This is a genomic window from Bacillus sp. CDB3 (genome assembly GCF_002081505.1).
GTDB classification, from domain to species: Bacteria; Bacillota; Bacilli; order Bacillales; family Bacillaceae_G; genus Bacillus_A; species Bacillus_A cereus_AT.
On sequence record NZ_ALBR01000011.1, the window covers coordinates 171,633 to 192,776 of the forward strand.

Genomic DNA, 21,144 nt, shown 5'->3' on the forward strand with positions numbered 1-21,144 from the left:
AAAGGAGAAATATGTATGTGTATTAAGAGCGAAATCAACCACATTCAGAAACGTTTGCTTGAACGACTGAACGTTAAAAATGGATCGACGTTGTTTACTATTATCGAGGCAATTTCCCAACAAGCGTACGCAAAGGGCTCATTCGTGGTGTCACAAAAAAATTCAACATTAGCGGTTAAATGTGATGTTACCGCTTCTACAATTTCACGCAACCTAAAGAAAATCAAGGACAAATGTGCTGATTTAATTCAGATTGAACAAAATCGTAATGTATCAGAACAATTCGCTTCACTAGTATTTACGCTGATTCCACAAAATGAAAGAGGTTGCGAAACGCAAGGTCTTGAAAAATGTCAAACGGTAGTGACAAACGGAGAACAAACGGAAGAATGCAATGGTGATGCGGAATTTCATGATATTGCTGAATCGCCTTCTAGAAGTTTTTCTAATCATTCCGTAGTTTATTCTTCTACTCATAATAATAATTTAAATACTAGTATTGTTAACAAAAAGGACGTTGAACAAAATAATATTATTCATGACGAATATGTATTTGCACGTAAAAACGGAATCAGCAAAAAGATGTTCTTTAAGGTCATTGATGAAATCAAAAATAAAAATAATATCCGTAATCTCAAATCATATATCCGTGGGACAATTAACAACATAATCAATCACATATCATTTCGTCGTGGAGAAAAAACATATGACAACCCAATGAATCAATTTTTTTATGAATGGCTGCACGAATGAGATTCCCTCAAATTTGATGATATCTAGCGATATTTAAACATATTTTATTGAATATTAATATTCAACGAACAGTCGTTTGAATGACAATTTTTCCTGTATGTGGTAAAAATTTAGACAAACCATATGAAGGAGCGATATGTATGCCATCTGAAGTAGAATATGATAATATGACCATTGCTGAGGGATTGGAAGAGTATAGTAAATTAATGAAGATGTTTAAAAAGCGTGGAGCGATACGCACAAATAATTTTGTGGGAGATATGGGTGAAACCATTGCAATTGAGCATTACAATGCTACATTGTCATTGCCTAATTTACATGCGGTGAAAATAGGTGAAAAGAATATAGATGCCATCAGTGATACCAATGAGCGATATTCCATAAAAGCGACACGTACACAAATGACTGGCGTGTTTCATGGATTAAATGACCCTGATTCCGATATGCCACAAGAACAATTATTCGAATACGCCATTATTACAGTTCTTAATGATGATGTTACGCCAAAAGCGATATACCAATTAAATTGGGAAGCATTTATGTCATTAAAAAAATATAACACTTCTAAACGTACATGGTATTTAATCATAAGCAATGAATTAAAGCGCAAGTCCCAAATAATATATGAACAGTAACCAAAAAAAAATGACCACTCACCAAATAAATGATGAGTGGTCGTAGTAACATTGACATAGACTTCGCTATATAACCGAAAAGAGCATTTTTACATGGTTTTTGGAAGGAAAACCATTATGAATTACTTAAATTAAACATAATACTATTATATTGACTTACTCTGAATTGTAAGGAAGCCACATGAAAAAACATGATCTTGAAAATCTAATAAAATGCTGATTTTACTCATAAAAAAAAATAGGAGCCGATTTCTCGACTCCTAATGAATTACTTCATTTTTAAGCATGCGATAGCATTTTGATTTAACACTTTCCCATCCATATATGCATCTAATACAATTGTGTTTGTACCACGTAAAGCATTTGCAGTATCATTATCAATGTACTTTAAAGTTTGTCCTTTTTTCGTCATTGTAGCATAACCTTCACCAAGGTTTGCAAATACTACTGCACGTTTGCCAGTTTCCATGTTTGGCATTACTTCACTGATTAAAACAGGTTGACCAAACAATCTGTATGTTACACCAGTTTCAGCAACATCTTTGACTAAGTGATAGTGACCCATAGCGTCTTTCATTTTTGCAATTTCGTTAAATACTTGGCGGTTTACAATGAATACTGCATCTTTAACATAATCAGGGTGAATTGAGTTGTTTAATACCAATAATTCATCCAGTGTGATAACAGCAGATGAACCAGCAACGATTTCTTGAACTGTTACATCGTTTAAGATACCTTCAAATTCGCCTTTTGTTTTGTCGCCAGTTAAAATTGCCATATCAACAGTTAAACCTAAACGACGTGTTAATAATTTTGTGGCATAACCAACTACATCAATACCAGAATCATTGATTAATTGCTGAGATAATTCGATAGCTGTACCAACACGTTTTTGTTCAAGGGTGATTTTGTCCATTGTGAAATCTTTTAAATCAATATTTTGACCTTCACCGAACCAACCTGCTGTACCGATTGTTTTCTCACGTAACACTTCTAATTTTCCTGAAACAGGTGAAAAATTTTGTGTACGAGCGAATAATGGGGCTACTTCTTGTAATTTTTCTACAATGTAATCTGAAATTGTTGATGGGATTGTCAACATACCAGGAGATGCACCAGTTGTGATTGAACGAACTTCTTCGCCATCTTCACGACGGAAAAATTGTTCCAGTCCTCGTTTTTCAGTTTCAAAAGCATTTAATGTATTTGTCATAATAATTTCCTCTTTTCTTTGTGATAGGTTTCTTGATTCGACAGAGTTGATCTTGTCGTTAATTTTTTGAACTTCGCTTAAAATCGCTTCTTGACGTAATTGTTCAGAAGGAGTGAATGAACGTTGTTCAGTTGTTTTTGATTGCTCGATTCCGTTCGCTTCGAAAAGTAATTCTTGCTTGCGTTCCTCGAGTTGTTTTAGAGTCATATTTTCAAATTGCATAATTGGTTGATTCCTTTCCGTTAAATTAGGCACTTCAACGTCTTGACGAATATCGTTTGAACGTGCTTCGATTGTGCTATCTTCATACGCTGGGTCTGAAACAATGGAACATTCATATAACGCAAGTTTTTTAATGTAACGTTTAGTAACGCCATGTTCTTTTTTCCAATCATCATCGAGAACTGCCATTCCAAAAGACATTTTGTTTAATGTCCCTCGCTTGATAAGAGCGTGAATATGTTCTGATTGGTTACTAGGAACAAGGTTTGCTTCCATTTCCAAACCTCTTGATGTTTCTGTAAGTTTCAAAGTTTCATCTTTTGTACGTGCCAATAACATGTTCTTGTCGTGTTCGAGTAAGAGTTTTACGTCATTACCACGTTTTAACGCATCGTCAAATACGCCCGATTCAACGCATTCAATGAATGGCTTACCGTTTTTGTCATATAAAACGTGCGAATCTTTTCCAGTTGGATTGACGAGACCACGCACAAAAAACCCGTCAGATGATTCGTTAACCTCTGACAGGCTGAAATTGCGTTGTTCAATTGGTTGGTTCATTTTTTATATCATTTCCTTTCTCTTGATTTGATGTGCCACCGTCTGTATTAGGCACTTTCATTTCTTTTGTTTTAGGGTTATATAAAACATGATTTAATCCCCACATGAATACATCATCATCAATTTTTGGTAAATCTAATTTTGCACGGGCTTCATTGATTGTTAATAATCCTTTTTCTAACCCTAAAGCAACTGATTCAGTACGTTCCTTCTCGGTAGCACGTAACAATTCACTTGTGTCAAAACGGAAATAATAACCTTGTAATTTTTCTTTTTCCGTTAACAGTTCCTTATTGAGCACCTTTTCAATATCAACCAAAATAGGACCAATCGTATGTTTTAAGAAATGCAAACTGTTTTGTCCTACAGTGTTGTATTTATTGGCCTTTGTGCTAATCAGTGACTCTGGGACACCGAATAGAGTACATATTTTTGAATCCGTTCTACTCATCGTTTCATTCATTTGAATTTCATTAGGATTCATTGAAATTTTGTCAAAAGACATACCTTCTTCGAGGATGACTGTTTTCGCTGAGTTTTTAACGCCACCGTAAAGTTTTGCCCACGCTTCACGTAAACGTTCAATTGCGGTTTGAGATAAACGAGCGGTTGTTTTTAAAATACCAAGTGGTAACGCTCCACGGTCATAAATGCCATTTGTATATTCGATTTCAGCGAGTGCTTGCTTGAACAATTTATCTCCATGTTTCAGAAGACCTTCACCTTCAAAATCGTCAGCTGGAATATTTATTACACGTAATAGTTCATCAGGATGAAATATTTTGCGTTCGTTTGTCCCAACATGTTGACCTGTAAAAGTTGTCAATTGGTATTCCGCATGTGTATATTTGATACCGTCATGATATTTGTTTACAACTGCTACATCTTTTGCTGATAAATAATTCAATTCTTTTAGAGATTTCATCGGTTCACCAAGAACTGTTTTTACGTCATAACGTTTGTATAAGAATGCCTGTCCATATAACAAATAATCCTTAACCAAACCCTTCATAAACGTTTCATTTTCATCATTTAACAGAAATACACGTTTATCGCTTTGAACTTTTTCAATTGATCCGTCCGCATTTTCCTTATGTAAATTAATCGGTAGACCTGAAACAGTTTTTACGGTTAAATTTAAACACGCTTCAGCGGTTGGAATTTGTGTTACTGTTTTTTCATTAACGACCATTCCACCAAATGAACTGTTCGGTGTGATTTCAACGCCACCAATGGTTGGTTTTTCTTCAGTACTACGTTTTTCAAATAGGTTTAAGAGTCCCATCGTTTCAAATCCTTTCGTATAAAATACAAATAGACGTAACACTCGGTTACGCCTACGTTAAATATTTAAATGCTTTTTAATGCCAACAAATGGAGTTGTTGACACTAAAAACATATAAGAGTTGGTACATGTAAATGTGAAGAAGTTACATTTACAAATTCCGAAAAACAGTAACAGAAATGGAAATAACGGTTACTGTAAATATGATGCAATTTCCGTTGCACCAGTTATCACCGCAAGAAAGGACACTGCAAGGGTATATAATAAACGGTGATAATTGCTACAACGGAAATCAATCAAACTTGTTCCACCAACCTTTAATCCATGACAATGTAAACGGTGGTTGGTCATCTTTTGCTAACATTTCATTAATCATGTCTAATGCTTGTACTTGCTTTAATTCTTTTTCTCTTTCTTGTATTTCTTCTAATTCCAATATTGCAAGAATCCTATAATATTCTTTTTCGCCAACTATTTTAATTAACGACTTATCTAAAACTGCCATGTAGTCACCATCTTTCATAAAAAATATCCCGCCTTTTACAAAGACGGGACAAAAAATAAAACCTAAGGAGAATGCTTATGTCAAAAGCATTAATTTAAAAGTCGTGCTCAGCGACCCTCATAATATATATACAGTCCTTGGTGATGAATAAAGAGCAAAACGCAAAAAAACGAAAGGTTTTTTATGTTTATTCTCGTACAAATACATCCCAATATTCTTGAATATCACCGAGAGCTTTTGTGTTCTTTTTCAATTTACAATATACCGCTTTAACGTATAAATACGTTTCATATGAAACTCCCACTTGGGGTTCAACATTCAACAAATAGTCCAATGGTTCAATGACTTTTGGGTGATTAATAACTTTACGGAATTTATCAATGTGCAATTCGTAATGGTCATATGTTTTTAGAAATTCTTCAGTGAAGTATTGTTCAAGTTGTTTCATGATAAATCCAACTCTTCATTATTCGTTGATTCCTGGAGCATACGTCTTGTTGATGCTGAAAGATTCAATTCTTTCATTAATTCGATAGATTTTTGTGTTGCGGTTGCCCATAATTTATACGCTGAATTTTCTTTTCTACCATGTAACCCATCGACAAAAGTTCCATATTCATCAATTTCCATCTGACATTCTTTAATGGTTCCTAATGCAAATGCTAAGTTGGTTAAATGTCCTTCATCGAATGTGTTTGATGTACCAAGTTTCTGTAATTCTTCTACGATTATCTTGTAATATTGTTTTGCATGTTCCCGTAAATGTGACGGTGGTTCAACTTCAACAGGTTCAAATGTTTCATTGAAATCCATAGTTTCATCCATCATTGCTGCTAATTTTAATGGTGTTCTTTCGTTACGTGCGGTTGTTCGTGGGTCTTGCATTATGATCTTCTCCTTTTACATTAATTTCAAGAAAACATTTCTCGGTAGCGTGAGTCCTCGTGTGAACGAGGGTACAACTGGTCCTCTGCTCTTCTTAGTTTTTCTTTCTAAAACATAACGGGGGTATCTATATAACAACTAATTATGTAGTTGTTTTAATTTCCTATATTTATATGAATGTTGTATATTTTCTCGGTGTGTTACCCATTCAAGATTGCTTACATCATTGTTAGTTCTGTTTAAATTAAGATGATTAACAAATGGTTTGTTATACACGTTTGGTATATATGCTTGTGCAACCAACCTATTAACACGATATGCTTTCTTTTTGATGAGTACATAATGATAACCATCTTTATCAAGAGATAGTTTTCTATGGTGCTCAACACCAGTAACAGTGTTTATTGATTTAACATTGCCTTGTGATGATATATAATATTTACGTTTAGCACTTTGACCAAACTGTTTCCATTGTTCATTCATAGTAGTTACTCCTTTACATAAAATAAAAAGAGCCACCGATTTTCGGTGACTCATTATAAAATCATGATGTTAGAACTAAATTGTTTTGGTTTACATACTGTGTGTTCTTCAACAGGTATTCCGTCAATCAGTACTTTCCCATCTTCAAAAGACATAATTGATTCCATCGTTAAAATTGGTTTGGGTTCGTTAAGTTCTTTGTCAATGAATTTAACAATATCTTCAGTGCTTTGACTTGCATGAAGCAATTTATTTTCATCAAATTCGAATACCAAATATGTATTGGATTCATCGTGTAATTTGATTTCCAATTGATAATCAACATTTAATTTATAAGGTGTCAATTCATAATCACCATTTTTTACGATTTCACTTTTGATAATATCAATCAATAATTTTTCTAATTTTTTCATGATTCATTTCCTCCATGTGTATTTGATTTAAAATCCGATTTTGTTTTTACGCTGAATGGTTTGCTCAAGTGATTCATTGATTTTTTCCAGTGAATTAATGTAAAAACATAAACTTGCAAATGCAAAATCCATAAGCACTTCTGAAAAAGAACTCCAATTTTTGTAACGAACATGTTCGCAATATCTACGAGAGCAAACACTGACCACAACCAACCTGAAAATTTATAAAACTTAAATTTTTTCATTGTAAATCATTTCTCCTTTTTGAATATTAATATTCAATTTATTTATCATTATATTTGTCTTTACGGATTAGGTGTTGAACATAAACACTGAATGAATATCCCAAACTTTCCGCTTTTACATTTGCCAATTCTTTATCTTCAGGCAATAAATGAATTGTTGTTGGTTTTTTTTATTTTCTTTTTTCATTTTTAAACCTCCTAAAAGTTGTCCTACTATATATATACGTGGCGTGACATCTTCTAAAGTCATTTCAAAATCTTTTTAAAATTTTTTTGATGTCATTCGAAAGGTAATACTATTATATTGACTAACTCCACGATGTAAAGTTGGCTTGTCCATTTTGTTGAAATTATTTTCTCTTCATTATATAGACTCAAAGAACAACAAAAACAACACCGCTACCTAAGTGCGTAGCACGAAAGGTAATTGGAAAAGCGTAAGCTTTTACAATTGAAAGGGTTTTTCGTAACAAATATGATTTATATAGTTGCGATATAGGATTGATATAGATGTTAGATACTGAAGAAATATACAATGTATATAGTATTTATATAGTTACTAATGCTTCAACTCCACAGGCAAGCTGTGTCGTTAATTCACTGCGTTTCACTCCGTGAATTAGCGGTGTTTCTTTTTGTTTTTCGTTCTCACAAATATACTATATTTACTATTAAGGAAAATTCAGCAAACCGTTGGTATTAATGGCTCTCTGGTCAACGTTCTCACACTTTTGCCACCATTTTGTGCTAACGTAGATTATTTAAAGTTTCTGCCCGATCCATCCTTACAAATTTGAAATAGTCAATATAATACTATTATCAACTTTTTGGGAGGAATCAGAGACAATGAATAATGGTGAAACAAAAATTAAAGTAATAGATGCCATCTGTGGTGCTGGTAAAACATCATGGGCAATTCAAATGATAAATGACTCGGAGAAAATTAATGGATTCGGTGAAACATCGGATAAAAAATACATTTACGTAACACCATTTCTTAATGAAGTTGAACGTGTTAGCAATTCGACTAAAGCGGATTTCTTTCAACCGAATGCACAACAGGGTAAAGGTTCTAAAATCGAACATTTCAAAATGCTCGTGGAACTGGGGAAATCTATTGTTACTACTCATGAACTGTTTAAACGTTTAGATATGGAAACTTTAGAAGAAATTGAGCAAGAAGGTTATACGTTAATTATGGATGAAGTAGCAAATGTTCTTGAAGCAATCAACATCAGTCATAAAGACATTGAATATTTACTGAAATGGAATGTTATTGAAGTAGATGCGTTAGGAAAAGTCACTTGGTTAGATGATGAATATGGACAAGATAAAGATGATAGATTCCGTGATATTAAAATCATTGCGGAAAATGAAAACTTGTTCATTCTGCAAGAGAAAGCATTCTATTGGACAATGAATATAAAAGCGTTTGAATCGTTCGATGAAGTATACATTTTGACATATCTATTCGATGGACAAGATCAGCGAAATTATTATGACATGCACAATGTTAAATATGAAAAGTTCAGTGTGAGTAAAATTGAAAATAGATATTCAATTGTTCCATACGACAAAATGAAAGAACCAAGGAAAGAAATGTATGATTTATTAAATGTATATGAAGATTATCAAAATGGTAAATCCATCAGTAAAATGAACACCAATTATGATTCTCGAGAAAAATTAACAAGCAAACAAAAGCGTAATCAATTATCATCTACTTGGTTTAAGAATGCTTCGGAAAATGATTTGAAACAACTTAAAAATAATGCAAACAACTATTTACGCAACATTTGTTCAACCGATAATAACAAGGTCTTTTGGACAACCATAAAGAAGTACGCTCCAGTATTAAAAAATCCAAAATGTAAATACAACAAAAAAGATGACCGTTCTAAAGATAATTTCGTGTCATTCAATGCTAGAGCAACAAATAATTATGCTGAATGTGAATCAATGGTATATATGTATAACCGTTTCATGAACCCAAATGACAAGCAATTCTTCACAACAAGAGGTGTTCATGTAGATGAAGATTTATTAGCGGTAAGTGATTTAATTCAGTTTATATTCCGTGGGTGCGTTCGTAAAGGTGAACCGATGAATTGTTACATACCATCTGAAAGAATGCGTGAACTATTAAAAGATTGGGCGGAATATAAAATTTAAAAGAAGGCGAACCATATTATTGGTTCGTTTTTTTGTTATGCAATCATTTTGTATACAGGATTATTTCCTCTTGTCAGTAGGTTTAGAAGAGTCATATAATGAAATTAACATTTTACCAATATATGGTAGTTAGGAGATGGAACGAATGAAAAGACAGAGCGTATCATCATGTATAGGAGCACTTACGACACTGTTTTATGTACACAAGGACTCCGAAATGGGGATTAAAACGCTAGAGCAATACATTGAATGGGGATTGCTAAATGATACAGAGTTACTAGCGGAGATATTCGTGGAAACAAGATGTTGCGACCTATTGCATGGAATAAAGTTGTTCGATATGGTGGCTGCGGAACGGATAGAAGATATCTTGAGAGGTGTTAAATCCCAAGGCAATATCTAATGACCTCCGATTTTTCGGAGGTTCATCTATTTATATAAGGAGAGATTGCTATGAACGACGTATACATATTACAAAAGTTTGATAAACGAGAGTTTGCGAAAAACGAAATTTTGGTGACTTCAGAAGCGATTGAGATACTGGGCATCAGTCGTTCACGTATGAATGCACTGTTGAATAAGGGTCAACTGGAACCCATTAAACGGACGATAGGCGTTAATCTATTTTTACGTGATGACATTGTGAATAAGAAGGAAGAACTCATCAGGAAACGCAAGCAATACGGTTATAGGAATGATTGAACATATACGTACAATGTATGCTTCAGATAATTTAGAGCGCTCGGTTAACCTGCAGATATCTGATACAAACATTGTTCGTATCGGATATTTCAATTTATCAAAATTTGTCGAGATAAACGTTTGACATTTATAAACAACCAATTGCCAATAGGAGGATTATAATATGGGAATTAAATTAATTTACAAAAAAACGCTCGCTATGGATTTAATAAAAGCGGGACATGATTTGGAATATACGACACGTAATAGGAAGAATAGAAAATACCAATGTTACGCTTTTGAAGATTCAGTGGAATTAAGAAAGAGCATTGCCCAAATAAACAATCAAGAATACACAGGACATTCAACAGGCGATGAAACGGAATAAGAAAATACGAATATCGGAACGAACAAAGACGATCTTGTTATTTCTGTCAGTAATATTATTGATGATGTTGTTTATGTATCAAGTGTACAATAATTTATTTGCTAAAGATGATGAAACGATATGGATTGAACGAGAACGAGAAGAAAGACGGATTCAACGTGAAGAATGGTTAAAGAATATGGAGTGAAGGGTGTGATTAATGTTCAGACCCTTTTGTGTTTCAAGGGTAGTCACATTGTGACCACCGTTAAAGGGGGCTCACATTATGAGCTCCCTTTTATTATTTCAAGGGTGGAAACAATCTTTCGAACCTTTGATATTTCATCGAGGGTCGTAACGAAACGTGACATCCTTCAACTTGTGAACTTGAAACACAGGTTGGGACCGTTTTAGAGGACACCCAATATTTCCATAAAATGTATTGAATATTAATATTCAGAAAAATTGTTCTTTACATGGTTAACATTTGTTGATACTATAGAAAGACATCGAATATGACAATATTCGACAAATTACATAATGACCTCCAATTTCTAATGAAACTTTATAAACAAGTGGAGGAATTAACATGACAACAATAACAAATCAACACAGTAAAGCAATGACAACTAAGGAAGCGATTGAAACATTTGCTAGTTTTGAGCAAGCACAAGAATATGGACAAGCGTATGTTCACATTTTTAATGTTGCTAGAGCATATGCAAAAAAAGAGAAAAAACACATTTTCCAATGTAGTAAAAAAAGTAAACAAGATATGGCTTTAAATTCGGTGGAACAATTGGTAACTATTATACCGCCTGAACCAATGGATAGTATTGCTTCTGCAAAAACAATGGATTATGTTATAAATTTCATCGAGTTACATGATGAAAGAATTGTGTTATTACCAGAAATCGTTGATATGATGATTGACGAACTTATTAAATATTTTGATGAAATGCACAAAATCACCAACGAGGAACAGTATTTCTCTTACAAAGAGAGTGCTGAAACACAAAAATGGATGTGGGAAGGCATGAAAGAAATTCGCCATGCAACAATAACTCCTACTACTGATGGGTTTAAAGTGGTTTAATAATATAAATTGAATAAATGAATCGAGACCAATACAATATGTATTGGTTTTTTTGTTGTATATATATGAAGAAAGTCGACTCGGAGAAATAATTTTAAAAAAGTTTCGATCTTTGCTTTCCATTTCAAAACTTCTCAATATAATAAGCGTGTAATAAAAAATGAACACCTAAACGATACATTATATGAAAGAAAAAATAAAAATAAAAAAGTTTATATGGCTGCCTTACATATCGTACGACATCAATATAATAGTCGTATAAACAACGACATCAAAAAAACGTCGTAACAATAAATTAAAAAATATCACACTTGGAGGAATATATATTATGAAAACAGTAGCAAAAGAAATGAAAACAATGGAAGATATTTTAACGGTATTGGAAAAAGAGCCTTATGAGACATTTGAAGAATTACCATATCTTAAACAAGAAGAAGTTGCACACAAATCACAATTGCTTGATGAAATCGAAAGTGGAATTATTACAGATGTAGAAAAAGCGAAAAAATGGTTGGAATTAATTGAACTAGTAAATGAATGGGCACACGATGAAAATTGGGATTTTGTACACGCATTGGAATTTGTTGAAGGAACCGTCCAAATTTATAGTACATACGGAGAATATCAAGACCAATTTTCCGTTGATTTCGTAGATGGGAAGTTATATTTAGACGATGAACCTTTGGAATCTATTAACTTCCTTGGTAATGAAGGTTTAAATTCAATTGATGTACTTATGAACATGATTGAATTTAACATCACTATAAACGCCTAATTTAAAATACATGACCGTTGACTCAATGAGTTGGCGGTCAATAAAACAAAATTGATCCCAATGAAAATGTTGCCACCTGTCACATTATAACAGGTGGTTCCTTTTTCATATCATTCATCACCTATAGTAAGTAAAAAACCTTCTTCAACTTTTCTCATTTTAAAGTTTTTTAAAGTATCTGCGCTTTCCAAATTTAAAACAATATCACTGATGTCACCAAGATTTACTGTCAATGAATCGCCTTCTACAGGATGTGAAGTTATAATGCGATATTCTTTTTGTGCCTTGAAGAAATTTCTTTTGTAAAAGAATGCTTGAATCATATTTTTTTCATATTCTTCTCTTTTGAATGGGGTTTCCGCATGTTCATCAAAATATTTAACAGAACCATGACTAGCATGAATATTTTTTCTTTCAAAGCATTGTGTAATCTATCAAAAAACTCATCTTCATTTGTTATTAATATCGGTATTCTGTTAGGAAACTCTTCTTTCAAATATTCTATTACTTCATTTTTTATTTTTTGTGTATTATCATCAATATGTTCTATCTCTTCTCCAAAAATACCTGTAAAACAAGTTAATTGAAATTGACGTACTGCTTCATATGTTTGAGTAAAATAACCTCTAGTAACATTTATTTTGTGCATTTGCCCACCTGGGAGCCCAATACTAATTTCCCCTTTTGTCGGGTCAAAATGTCGAAAGTGAGAACCTTCATATTTATCGCCAATCCCTTTATCACCATGCTTTTTTTCTAAGTCGATAAAATAACCTGTATTTTTGAAATACAAATTCCCATCTAAGAACATTTGAACGTATTGTGGTTCAAAAAATTTAATTAGAATCGCAAACACCCCTTTTCCGCTTTATTCCATTATATCATATTTTCATAGAATGAACGTTCGTTTCGTAACAATCATATCATTAGTAATGTTTATTTTCGTTTGTGGTGCATTTTATCTCATTTACGACAATTACTATATGTTTCAATTTAAAGTCCGATACAAACGAATCTGAACGGTCAAATTTTCGTACGCTCATGCCTTACAAACCAAATTTTCTCAATATAATATCGGTAAATACGATATTGGAGTGAAATTGATGGGAAAGAAATACTATGTATATACGCATGAATTAAACGGTGAAATCATTTATGTTGGCAAAGGTTCTGGCATACGAGCAACATATTTTTCAAATAGAAGCGCGCTATGGAAAAATATTGTGGGCGATAATATTGAGTCATTGAATATAAATGTTGTGAAATATTTTGATGATGAAAACGAAGCATACACATACGAAGAAAAATTAACTTCATATTATAAAAGCGTTGGACAATGTAAAGCAAATTTGGATATCGGAAGGAAACATACAGAAGAATTTAAACGACAACAAAGTGAAAAATTAAAAGGCAAAAACGCACCATGGTATGGTAAAAAACTGTCCGATGAACATAAAAAGAAAATGAGTTTGTCACGCATGGGAGAGCGAAATCATCTTTATGGAAAAACTGGCAAAGATCATAATTGTTCAAAACCAACTGTTGCCATATTTCCTAATGGTGAAATAATTAAAACCGCTTCAAGAACAGAATTGGCAACCATAATGGAAGAAAAATATGATATGCGATTATCAACAGTGAATAAATGTATCGCTACAGGAAAACCATATCAAGCACGTTATAAACGTCATAAACATCTTGAAGGACTGATTATAAAATATATTGGGGCATAAACATCAAAGCGAATTCTTCGTTTTGATGTTTTTATTTTGGAAACTGCTTCTTGTTTCACAAACTAAAGTGATGATATAATGAACACAATCAAACGAATTAATGAATACATGCCAATAAACTGCAAGGGTATGTATCAAAATATTGAATTTGAAAACGTATTGTTTATGCGTTTTTACCATATAAAACGAGCATAACAGCCCCATATCTTCCGAGTTCATTGCAATGGTTGCGGATAAGCTAAGACTTGAACATAAGGCTTCTTAAATGTTGATATAACAGTATCTGACGCGAATTTAACGTTAGAGAACGTTGAGCAATAAATATCTTTGACTGATAAATAACACGGTCATATGGGTGATAAACACCGTTCTTTTGGTAGTTACTAAAACTATCGAGAGGGCGGTGTTTTTTGTCTGATTTCGAATTTTAAATCGAAAATTTTATGTTGTATTGCATGTCGAAGAATCTTTCGGTCAAGACTTTGAAAAGTTAAGAACAAACACTTAAGTTGTTTTCAGCGTACATAAAGAAAGAATTTGATAATTGGTACTCCTTATATGTAGCATACAAAATAAAATGAAATGGGGTACTAAAAATAAGGCGCAATTTGGATTAGAGTAAGGACAGCTTAACGGTTTTTGTTTGTGCTATAATCGGTAATAACAAGGGGGCTGACTTATGGAAAATATACTAATAGTTACATTAATTCAGGAACGGATAGCGGACGCATTTAATTTTTCTACTGACCCTATGGATAGTGAAGAACTGGACAGGGACGTATTATTTGAAATGTTAATTGCAATGAATGACATAGACCCTTCTTTTCAATTGGACGATATTATAAAAGAAGCGGAAAAGGTAGGCATGACCGCTGAAGAGGTACACATGGTTGCTATGGAAGTGTGTGACGCATATAAAAGACTAATAGAATTTGTTAAAAAGTCGCCTGAAAGGGTTACGGATGGTTTACTAGAATCATTCTTGAAATACGCAGATAACGGGCAGCGTGCAAAATCAAAGACGATGTTAAATTAAGGACACCTTAACGGGTGTCTTTTTTATTTGATAAAGTTGAGCAAAAATGGAGAGCAATCCCGATGTCTAAAGAGAATGCTGAAAGATGGATAAACAAAGATTTTAGTAAAGTTGTGGACGATCATAACTACTTTTGGAAACTGCAAGGTGGTAATATCGGAAAAGCGACAGGAGTTATGGATTCGCTAGAAGAGCAAACTTTTTCTTTAAATAATTTTGGAGATGGAGTAACAGGTGAATTACATAAATCTGGAGACCTTCAATATGTTGGTGGAACTTAAAATTTGCAATTTGTAGAAAAAAGCTTCTCTATAGAGGCTTTTTATTTTGTTGTTCCATGCATTCATAATTTTAGTGGGTAAGTTATCCATGATATAATAGATGATAATAAAAAGCCCTGCAAAACAGGACTATATTATTCTTCGTTTTTATTTTGTTTTTCTAATTCAACTAACTTTTGGATTAAAATATGCTGTGGCATATGCATAAGTTGTTCAAGTGGAACACCTAACGCTTTTGATAGGCGGACTGCAGTGTCTGGAGAAATTTGTAATGGTCTCATAGAAGTACCTCCTTTTTCGTATAGTATAGCATAAGATTGGGGGAGTGAGGATGACTCTTATATTTGCACATCGTGGTGCAGCGGGAACGTATCCGGAAAATACAATGATTTCATTTGAAGCGGCGGAGGCTTTTGGAGCAGATGGAATTGAACTCGATGTTCAATTCACGAAAGATCGAAAAGTTGTCGTCATTCATGATGAAACGGTGGATCGGACAACAAATGGAAAAGGTGCGGTTCGAAATTATTTATATGAGGATTTATGTAAGTTGGATGCGAGTTATAAATTCGGTGACAAAGTAGGTTTTTGCAAAATACCTCTTCTAGAAGAGGTGTTAGAATGGCTCGCAAAAACGAAATTGCTACTCAATATTGAACTGAAAAATAATAAAATCCCATACAGAGGTTTAGAAGAAGAGGTTATAACACTTGTACGTAAGTTTAGTCTAGAGGATCGGATTGTGTTTTCTTCTTTTAATCACTACAGTATGAAGCGATGTCATATGATGGCTCCTGATATTCAAACAGCTATTTTGTATCGTGAAGGTTTGCATAGCCCGTGGGCATATGCAAAAAAGATGGGTGCTACTGCTGTACATCCGAATTATCGTTATCTTCAAGATGCTATCGCTGAATTAACGATGGAAAGTGGTGTGGAGGTTCGCCCTTACACGATAAATGAAGAAACGCTTATGCGTAAATATTTTGATATGAATATATCGGCGATTATTACTGATTATCCTGAAACAGCAAGAACTTTATTACCGATAAAAAAATGAGACCTAATATAATGGTCTCATTTTTTATTTATGATATGTGAAAACTTTGTTTTATCTTCTGAAGCGTGCTTGTACTTTATTTCTCTTACGATCCCTGTGTAAGACGAAGCCGCCGAAGATATAAAACCCGAGTGCAAAGCAAAGAGCGCCGATTAAAAATTGTAACCACAATATAGGGATTGGGGAGAACAAAATCCCAAATACAGTATCTCTCATTAGTTTAATACCAAGCACGGCTAATGAAATGGGGATGAGTGCTAATAATAGAGCGAGGTAACGCTGCATACATAACGCTCCTTTTCAGATTATTTTGTGTATTTCAATGATGTTATATGGAATGGGGGTTTGTCAAGAGGTTGCTGAACGAGTAAGATAAGAATGTGAAAAATTTTGCAGAGATACTTCGAGAGGAAGTGTAATATATGAAACAAAAAGTTTTAATTGTTGGTGCAGGTGAAGGTGGCAGTACACTGCTGAATCTGTTACAAAGTTCGAATATATTTCAAATTATAGGGATTATTGATATAAATCCGATAGCAAAAGGATTACAAATGGCTAAGGAATACGGGGTTACAATTGGAGAGAGCGTAACGTCGTTTCTTTCTATGCATATTGATGTAATGTTTGATATGACAGGTGACGATGATTTACATAAAGATTTATTAATGAAAAAGCATAAAGATACTCTTCTTATACCAGGGGATATTGCGAAAATTGTTACGAGATTAGCGCATGAGAAGGAAGGCTTGATCGGGCAGTTAGAGGAACAAACGCAACAAGGAGAATTAATTTTAAATTCTACACATGACGGTATGATTGTTATTGATCGAGAGGGAAAAGTCCGTCTGTTTAATAAAAGCGCAGAGCGTATTATCGGATATAAAAAAGAAGAAGCGGTAGGGAAATATATTTTAGAAGTTATTCCAACGAGTAAGTTGCTCCGTATTATACGTACGAAACAAATAGAAGTGAACCATGAACTGACGTTAGAAAATGACAAGAAGATCATTACAACGCGTATACCAATATTAAAAGAAGGTGGAGAGGTTCAAGGGGCATTTGCGATTTTTAAAGATATTACAGAAGTTGTAGATTTAGCGGAAGAAGTTACAGACTTAAAAGAAATTCAAACGCTACTCGAGGCGATCATTAACTCATCTGAAGAAGCGATTTCGGTTGTCGATGAGAAAGGAAGAGGGTTAGTTATAAACCCTGCATATACGAAGTTAACGGGTTTGACGGAAGAAGATATTCTCGGGCAGCCAGCTACAACTGATATTGTAGAAGGTGAAAGTATGCATATGAAAGTACTTCGGACACGCCGAGCGGTACGAGGAATACATATGAAGATTGGGCAAAAGAAGCGCGACGTAATTGTAAACGTAGCACCAGTTATTGTAGATGGAATATTGAAAGGGAGCGTCGGGGTAATTCGTGACGTATCAGAAATTCAAAAATTAACAAATGAATTAAATAGAGCAAGACAAATCATCCGAACATTAGAAGCGAAATATTCATTTGATGATATAGTCGGGAAGTCAGATGAAACAACAGCAGCTATTGAACAAGCAAAACTTGGAGCGAATACACCAGCAACGGTACTACTTAGAGGGGAATCAGGGACAGGGAAAGAGTTGTTTGCACACGCTATTCATAATGGTAGTAATCGAAAATACAATAAGTTCGTCCGAGTAAACTGTGCTGCTATTTCCGAGACGTTATTAGAAAGTGAATTATTCGGTTATGAGGAAGGTGCGTTCTCGGGAGCGAAAAGAGGCGGGAAACGAGGGTTCTTTGAAGAAGCGAACAATGGAAGTATTTTTTTAGATGAAATTGGAGAGTTATCTGCAAATACGCAAGCAAAGCTCCTTCGAGTACTGCAGGAAAAAGAGATTGTGAAAGTAGGTGGAACGAAAGCGATACCTATTAATGTTCGAGTAATTGCAGCGACGCATGTGAATTTAGAAAAAGCAATTTTAGAAGGAAAGTTCCGAGAAGATTTATATTACCGCTTAAATAAAATTCCGATTCAAATTCCTTCTCTTCGTCAGCGCAAAGGAGATATACCGGCGATTGCAGAAAGGTTAATTCAAAAAATTAACCAAGATTATGGCCGGAATGTAGAAGGGCTCACCGATTCAGCTGTTTCGTATTTACAATCATATGAATGGCCAGGAAATGTTAGGGAACTTGAAAATATTCTAGGGCGAGCAATTATTTTTATGAATTATAACGAGATATACATTGATGTACATCATTTACCCCCATTACATAAAGAGGAACAAGTGGAGACGAAACAAAATAATTTATTACCTGAATTAGAGGAGAAGGCCCTTGAACACTTAGTGACAGAATTTGAGGGGAATATTATACGTGAATATTTGGAGAAATTTGATGGGAACAAAACGAAAACTGCAAAAGCGTTAGGGATTTCAGTTCGAAACTTATATTACAAGCTAGAAAAGCACGACTGTGCAAAAAATAGCATGCAATAAATTGCGTACCATGCAATTTATTGCATGGTATACAAAAAGCGACAAAACAAGACAGAATATTTCGTTGTTTTCCAAAGTATTGATTTTACAGCATTTTGAATGCGTTTTCATTATTGGTAAGACCACTTTTAAAAGTTGGCACGGTATTTGCTTAATGAATAGACGAGGGACGACGGAAAGGGTTGATTACAAAATATGAAGTTAGAACATTTAATTGATCAAGCGGCAGGACAGCCTAAAAAAACTGTGGCTGTAGCAGTAGCTGAAGATCATGAAGTAATTGAAGCTGTAGCGAAGGCAATTCAACTACAGCTAGCTCAATTTCGTCTATATGGAAATCAAGAGAAAATAATGGGGATGCTACAAGAGCATGGATTACAAACTTCAGAACATATTGAAGTGATTGCAGCAACGTCAAGTGCTGAGGCTGCAGAACTTTCTGTTAAAGCTGTAAGAAATGGCGAAGCAGATGTGCTTATGAAGGGGAACATCCCAACTGCAAATATTTTGAAAGCCGTATTAAATAAAGAGTGGGGACTTCGTAAGGGCAGCGTACTTTCACACGTTGCAGCGTTTGAAGTTCCAAATTACGATCATCTTATTTTTGTTACAGATGCAGCGATGAACATTGCACCTGATGTAACACAAAAAGCTGCTATTATACAAAATACTGTAGAAGTTGCCCGGGCAATAGGAATAGATTTGCCGAAGGTAGCGCCAATTGCAGCGGTAGAGGTTGTTAATCCTGCGATGCAAGCGACAATTGATGCAGCGATGTTAACTCAAATGAATCGCCGCGGACAAATTAAAAATTGTGTCGTTGATGGACCACTTGCTTTAGATAATGCAGTATCACAAATTGCAGCAGAACATAAAGGCATAGTAAGTGATGTAGCAGGTAAGGCAGACATTTTACTCGTCCCAACGATTGAAGCTGGAAATGTGCTATATAAATCACTCGTCTATTTTGCAAATGCAAAGGTAGGGGCGATGATTGCAGGCGCTAAAGCACCGATTGTTTTAACATCACGTGCTGATTCAGCAGAAACAAAAGTATATTCATTAGCATTGGCAGTTGCGACTGCTTCAAAATAAACCAAATAGGGTAAAACAATTAGGGGGAAACGACAATGACATTAGAAATCTTCGAATACTTAGAAAAATATGATTATGAGCAAGTAGTATTTTGTCAAGATAAAGAATCTGGTTTAAAAGCAATCATTGCAATCCATGATACAACACTTGGACCAGCTCTTGGTGGAACAAGAATGTGGACATATGATTCTGAAGAAGCGGCGATTGAAGATGCATTGCGTCTTGCAAAAGGGATGACATACAAAAATGCAGCAGCTGGTTTAAACTTAGGTGGTGCAAAAACAGTAATTATCGGTGATCCACGTAAAGATAAAAGTGAAGCGATGTTCCGTGCATTAGGACGCTACATTCAAGGACTAAACGGACGTTACATTACAGCTGAAGATGTTGGTACAACAGTAGATGATATGGATATTATCCACGAAGAAACTGACTTTGTAACAGGTATTTCACCTTCATTCGGTTCTTCTGGTAACCCATCTCCAGTAACTGCATACGGTGTTTACCGTGGTATGAAAGCAGCTGCAAAAGAAGCGTTCGGTACAGATAGTCTAGAAGGAAAAGTAATTTCTGTTCAAGGTGTTGGTAACGTAGCATATCACCTATGCAAACATTTACACGCTGAAGGAGCAAAATTAATCGTTACAGATATTAATAAAGAAGCTGTACAACGTGCAGTAGAAGAATTCGGTGCAACAGCAGTTGAACCAAATGAAATTTACGGTGTTGAATGTGATATTTATGCACCATGTGCACTAGGGGCAACAGTTAATGATGAAACTATTCCACAACTTAAAGCAAAAGTAATCGCAGGTTCTGCAAATAACCAATTAAAAGAGGATCGTCACGGCGACATCATTCATGAAATGGGTATTGTATACGCACCAGACTATGTTATTAATGCAGGTGGTGTAATTAACGTAGCAGACGAGTTATATGGATACAATAGAGAACGTGCATTAAAACGTGTTGAGTCTATTTATGACACAATTGCAAAAGTAATCGAAATTTCAAAACGCGATGGCATAGCAACTTATGTAGCAGCAGATCGTCTAGCTGAAGAGCGCATTGCAAGCTTGAAAAACACTCGTAGCACATACTTACGCAACGGTCACGACATTATTAGCCGTCGCTAATCATTCATATACAACTT

At 34.4% G+C, this 21,144-nt stretch carries 26 protein-coding genes and 1 pseudogene; 15 read left to right on the forward strand and 12 right to left on the reverse strand.

Annotated elements, in window-relative coordinates; all coding sequences use genetic code 11:
- Positions 1-15 precede the first annotated feature (15 nt).
- On the forward strand, positions 16-753 hold the full coding sequence (locus CDB3_RS03180) for a hypothetical protein (RefSeq protein WP_128853442.1): 738 nt from the start codon (positions 16-18) through the stop codon (positions 751-753).
- A gap of 140 nt (positions 754-893) precedes the next feature.
- A complete protein-coding gene (locus CDB3_RS03185) occupies positions 894-1,388 on the forward strand; it encodes a DUF6998 domain-containing protein (protein WP_128853443.1) in 495 nt (164 codons plus the stop codon).
- A 268-nt stretch (positions 1,389-1,656) separates the two neighbouring features.
- On the opposite strand, the gene CDB3_RS03190 is transcribed toward CDB3_RS03185, so the two are convergent.
- The 8 genes from CDB3_RS03190 to CDB3_RS03225 all read right to left on the reverse strand — a co-directional run bounded on the left by CDB3_RS03190 (position 1,657) and on the right by CDB3_RS03225 (position 7,200).
- The gene (locus CDB3_RS03190) at positions 1,657-3,384 is read right to left on the reverse strand and encodes a phage major capsid protein (protein ID WP_128853444.1); all 1,728 of its coding nucleotides are present in this window, start codon (positions 3,382-3,384) and stop codon (positions 1,657-1,659) included.
- Entirely contained in the window at positions 3,368-4,711 is a 1,344-nt protein-coding gene (locus tag CDB3_RS03195) for a phage portal protein (protein WP_128853445.1), read from the reverse strand. The genes CDB3_RS03190 and CDB3_RS03195 overlap by 17 nt, the downstream gene beginning before the upstream one ends.
- A 250-nt stretch (positions 4,712-4,961) precedes the next feature.
- Complete coding sequence (locus CDB3_RS03200; RefSeq protein WP_256869581.1) at positions 4,962-5,192, reverse strand: hypothetical protein; 231 nt, start codon at positions 5,190-5,192, stop codon at positions 4,962-4,964.
- Between the two features lie 169 nt (positions 5,193-5,361).
- Entirely contained in the window at positions 5,362-5,622 is a 261-nt protein-coding gene (locus tag CDB3_RS03205; RefSeq protein WP_128853446.1) for a hypothetical protein, read from the reverse strand.
- Positions 5,619-6,059: a P27 family phage terminase small subunit gene (locus tag CDB3_RS03210; RefSeq protein WP_128853447.1), complete on the reverse strand. Its 441-nt coding sequence runs from the start codon at positions 6,057-6,059 to the stop codon at positions 5,619-5,621. The genes CDB3_RS03205 and CDB3_RS03210 overlap by 4 nt, the downstream gene beginning before the upstream one ends.
- Positions 6,060-6,197: 138 nt before the next feature.
- On the reverse strand, positions 6,198-6,542 hold the full coding sequence (locus CDB3_RS03215) for an HNH endonuclease (protein WP_179139660.1): 345 nt from the start codon (positions 6,540-6,542) through the stop codon (positions 6,198-6,200).
- A gap of 53 nt (positions 6,543-6,595) precedes the next feature.
- A complete protein-coding gene (locus CDB3_RS03220; protein ID WP_128853449.1) occupies positions 6,596-6,955 on the reverse strand; it encodes a hypothetical protein in 360 nt (119 codons plus the stop codon).
- On the reverse strand, positions 6,952-7,200 hold the full coding sequence (locus tag CDB3_RS03225; protein ID WP_128853450.1) for a hypothetical protein: 249 nt from the start codon (positions 7,198-7,200) through the stop codon (positions 6,952-6,954). Before CDB3_RS03225 ends, CDB3_RS03220 begins: the two co-directional genes overlap by 4 nt.
- Before the next feature lie 846 nt (positions 7,201-8,046).
- Between CDB3_RS03225 and CDB3_RS03230 the strand changes: the two genes are divergently transcribed.
- From CDB3_RS03230 to CDB3_RS03260, 6 genes are all read left to right on the forward strand, one after another.
- Positions 8,047-9,372, forward strand: a complete 1,326-nt coding sequence (locus CDB3_RS03230; RefSeq protein WP_128853451.1) for a hypothetical protein — start codon at positions 8,047-8,049, stop codon at positions 9,370-9,372.
- A 145-nt stretch (positions 9,373-9,517) separates the two neighbouring features.
- Positions 9,518-9,775, forward strand: coding sequence for a hypothetical protein (locus tag CDB3_RS32920; protein ID WP_128853452.1), 258 nt, complete (start codon positions 9,518-9,520; stop codon positions 9,773-9,775).
- A 50-nt stretch (positions 9,776-9,825) separates the two neighbouring features.
- Positions 9,826-10,074, forward strand: a complete 249-nt coding sequence (locus tag CDB3_RS03240; RefSeq protein WP_128853453.1) for a MerR family transcriptional regulator — start codon at positions 9,826-9,828, stop codon at positions 10,072-10,074.
- 163 nt (positions 10,075-10,237) lie between these two features.
- Complete coding sequence (locus CDB3_RS03245) at positions 10,238-10,441, forward strand: hypothetical protein (RefSeq protein ID WP_128853454.1); 204 nt, start codon at positions 10,238-10,240, stop codon at positions 10,439-10,441.
- Between the two features lie 568 nt (positions 10,442-11,009).
- Positions 11,010-11,516, forward strand: coding sequence for a hypothetical protein (locus CDB3_RS03255; RefSeq protein ID WP_128853456.1), 507 nt, complete (start codon positions 11,010-11,012; stop codon positions 11,514-11,516).
- A 328-nt stretch (positions 11,517-11,844) separates the two neighbouring features.
- On the forward strand, positions 11,845-12,291 hold the full coding sequence (locus tag CDB3_RS03260) for a hypothetical protein (protein WP_128853457.1): 447 nt from the start codon (positions 11,845-11,847) through the stop codon (positions 12,289-12,291).
- Positions 12,292-12,401: 110 nt separating this feature from the next.
- On the opposite strand, the gene CDB3_RS03265 is transcribed toward CDB3_RS03260, so the two are convergent.
- Positions 12,402-12,614 carry a hypothetical protein gene (locus CDB3_RS03265; RefSeq protein WP_128853458.1) on the reverse strand — a complete coding sequence of 71 codons (213 nt, stop codon included), beginning with the start codon at positions 12,612-12,614 and terminating at the stop codon, positions 12,402-12,404.
- Entirely contained in the window at positions 12,611-13,147 is a 537-nt protein-coding gene (locus tag CDB3_RS03270; RefSeq protein ID WP_142263473.1) for a hypothetical protein, read from the reverse strand. The genes CDB3_RS03265 and CDB3_RS03270 overlap by 4 nt, the downstream gene beginning before the upstream one ends.
- 247 nt (positions 13,148-13,394) lie before the next feature.
- Here CDB3_RS03270 and CDB3_RS03275 point away from each other — a divergent pair, with 247 nt between their 5' ends.
- The 3 genes and pseudogenes from CDB3_RS03275 to CDB3_RS03290 form a co-directional block, all read left to right on the forward strand.
- Positions 13,395-14,024 carry an NUMOD3 domain-containing DNA-binding protein gene (locus tag CDB3_RS03275; RefSeq protein ID WP_128853460.1) on the forward strand — a complete coding sequence of 210 codons (630 nt, stop codon included), beginning with the start codon at positions 13,395-13,397 and terminating at the stop codon, positions 14,022-14,024.
- Positions 14,025-14,703: 679 nt separating this feature from the next.
- Complete coding sequence (locus CDB3_RS03285) at positions 14,704-15,060, forward strand: hypothetical protein (RefSeq protein WP_128853461.1); 357 nt, start codon at positions 14,704-14,706, stop codon at positions 15,058-15,060.
- A gap of 38 nt (positions 15,061-15,098) precedes the next feature.
- A pseudogene (locus tag CDB3_RS03290) lies at positions 15,099-15,341 on the forward strand (DUF6241 domain-containing protein); the annotation flags it as partial.
- A 134-nt stretch (positions 15,342-15,475) separates the two neighbouring features.
- Here the strand turns inward: CDB3_RS03290 and CDB3_RS03295 are convergent.
- A complete protein-coding gene (locus tag CDB3_RS03295; protein ID WP_097830737.1) occupies positions 15,476-15,622 on the reverse strand; it encodes a YycC family protein in 147 nt (48 codons plus the stop codon).
- Between the two features lie 50 nt (positions 15,623-15,672).
- Here CDB3_RS03295 and CDB3_RS03300 point away from each other — a divergent pair, with 50 nt between their 5' ends.
- On the forward strand, positions 15,673-16,401 hold the full coding sequence (locus CDB3_RS03300) for a glycerophosphodiester phosphodiesterase (RefSeq protein WP_097830738.1): 729 nt from the start codon (positions 15,673-15,675) through the stop codon (positions 16,399-16,401).
- 51 nt (positions 16,402-16,452) lie between these two features.
- Here the strand turns inward: CDB3_RS03300 and CDB3_RS03305 are convergent, their stop codons facing one another.
- Entirely contained in the window at positions 16,453-16,686 is a 234-nt protein-coding gene (locus CDB3_RS03305; RefSeq protein WP_001190193.1) for a DUF2627 domain-containing protein, read from the reverse strand.
- A gap of 137 nt (positions 16,687-16,823) precedes the next feature.
- On the opposite strand from CDB3_RS03305, the gene CDB3_RS03310 reads away from it, so the two are divergent.
- The 3 genes from CDB3_RS03310 to CDB3_RS03325 all read left to right on the forward strand — a co-directional run bounded on the left by CDB3_RS03310 (position 16,824) and on the right by CDB3_RS03325 (position 21,127).
- Positions 16,824-18,896, forward strand: coding sequence for a sigma-54 interaction domain-containing protein (locus CDB3_RS03310; RefSeq protein WP_128853462.1), 2,073 nt, complete (start codon positions 16,824-16,826; stop codon positions 18,894-18,896).
- A gap of 195 nt (positions 18,897-19,091) precedes the next feature.
- Positions 19,092-19,991 (forward strand): phosphate butyryltransferase, encoded by a 900-nt coding sequence (gene yqiS / locus CDB3_RS03320; protein WP_097830741.1) that lies wholly within the window; start codon positions 19,092-19,094, stop codon positions 19,989-19,991.
- Positions 19,992-20,026: 35 nt separating this feature from the next.
- Positions 20,027-21,127 carry a leucine dehydrogenase gene (locus CDB3_RS03325; RefSeq protein ID WP_097830742.1) on the forward strand — a complete coding sequence of 367 codons (1,101 nt, stop codon included), beginning with the start codon at positions 20,027-20,029 and terminating at the stop codon, positions 21,125-21,127.
- Positions 21,128-21,144 lie beyond the last annotated feature (17 nt).

Bases quoted from the DNA above. Each gene is read 5' to 3' on its own strand.
- CDB3_RS03300 (WP_097830738.1), top strand. From the start codon at position 15,673: ATGACTCTTATATTTGCACATCGTGGTGCAGCGGGAACGTATCCGGAA.
- CDB3_RS03310 (WP_128853462.1), top strand. From the start codon at position 16,824: ATGAAACAAAAAGTTTTAATTGTTGGTGCAGGTGAAGGTGGCAGTACA.
- yqiS (WP_097830741.1), top strand. From the start codon at position 19,092: ATGAAGTTAGAACATTTAATTGATCAAGCGGCAGGACAGCCTAAAAAA.
- CDB3_RS03255 (WP_128853456.1), top strand. From the start codon at position 11,010: ATGACAACAATAACAAATCAACACAGTAAAGCAATGACAACTAAGGAA.
- CDB3_RS03240 (WP_128853453.1), top strand. From the start codon at position 9,826: ATGAACGACGTATACATATTACAAAAGTTTGATAAACGAGAGTTTGCG.
- CDB3_RS03225 (WP_128853450.1), bottom strand. From the start codon at position 7,200: ATGAAAAAATTTAAGTTTTATAAATTTTCAGGTTGGTTGTGGTCAGTG.
- CDB3_RS03295 (WP_097830737.1), bottom strand. From the start codon at position 15,622: ATGAGACCATTACAAATTTCTCCAGACACTGCAGTCCGCCTATCAAAA.
- CDB3_RS03275 (WP_128853460.1), top strand. From the start codon at position 13,395: ATGGGAAAGAAATACTATGTATATACGCATGAATTAAACGGTGAAATC.
- CDB3_RS03200 (WP_256869581.1), bottom strand. From the start codon at position 5,192: ATGAAAGATGGTGACTACATGGCAGTTTTAGATAAGTCGTTAATTAAA.
- CDB3_RS03210 (WP_128853447.1), bottom strand. From the start codon at position 6,059: ATGCAAGACCCACGAACAACCGCACGTAACGAAAGAACACCATTAAAA.
- CDB3_RS03245 (WP_128853454.1), top strand. From the start codon at position 10,238: ATGGGAATTAAATTAATTTACAAAAAAACGCTCGCTATGGATTTAATA.
- CDB3_RS03205 (WP_128853446.1), bottom strand. From the start codon at position 5,622: ATGAAACAACTTGAACAATACTTCACTGAAGAATTTCTAAAAACATAT.
- CDB3_RS03180 (WP_128853442.1), top strand. From the start codon at position 16: ATGTGTATTAAGAGCGAAATCAACCACATTCAGAAACGTTTGCTTGAA.
- CDB3_RS03230 (WP_128853451.1), top strand. From the start codon at position 8,047: ATGAATAATGGTGAAACAAAAATTAAAGTAATAGATGCCATCTGTGGT.
- CDB3_RS03215 (WP_179139660.1), bottom strand. From the start codon at position 6,542: ATGAATGAACAATGGAAACAGTTTGGTCAAAGTGCTAAACGTAAATAT.
- CDB3_RS32920 (WP_128853452.1), top strand. From the start codon at position 9,518: ATGAAAAGACAGAGCGTATCATCATGTATAGGAGCACTTACGACACTG.
- CDB3_RS03260 (WP_128853457.1), top strand. From the start codon at position 11,845: ATGAAAACAGTAGCAAAAGAAATGAAAACAATGGAAGATATTTTAACG.
- CDB3_RS03305 (WP_001190193.1), bottom strand. From the start codon at position 16,686: ATGCAGCGTTACCTCGCTCTATTATTAGCACTCATCCCCATTTCATTA.
- CDB3_RS03285 (WP_128853461.1), top strand. From the start codon at position 14,704: ATGGAAAATATACTAATAGTTACATTAATTCAGGAACGGATAGCGGAC.
- CDB3_RS03185 (WP_128853443.1), top strand. From the start codon at position 894: ATGCCATCTGAAGTAGAATATGATAATATGACCATTGCTGAGGGATTG.
- CDB3_RS03265 (WP_128853458.1), bottom strand. From the start codon at position 12,614: ATGATTCAAGCATTCTTTTACAAAAGAAATTTCTTCAAGGCACAAAAA.
- CDB3_RS03325 (WP_097830742.1), top strand. From the start codon at position 20,027: ATGACATTAGAAATCTTCGAATACTTAGAAAAATATGATTATGAGCAA.
- CDB3_RS03220 (WP_128853449.1), bottom strand. From the start codon at position 6,955: ATGAAAAAATTAGAAAAATTATTGATTGATATTATCAAAAGTGAAATC.
- CDB3_RS03190 (WP_128853444.1), bottom strand. From the start codon at position 3,384: ATGAACCAACCAATTGAACAACGCAATTTCAGCCTGTCAGAGGTTAAC.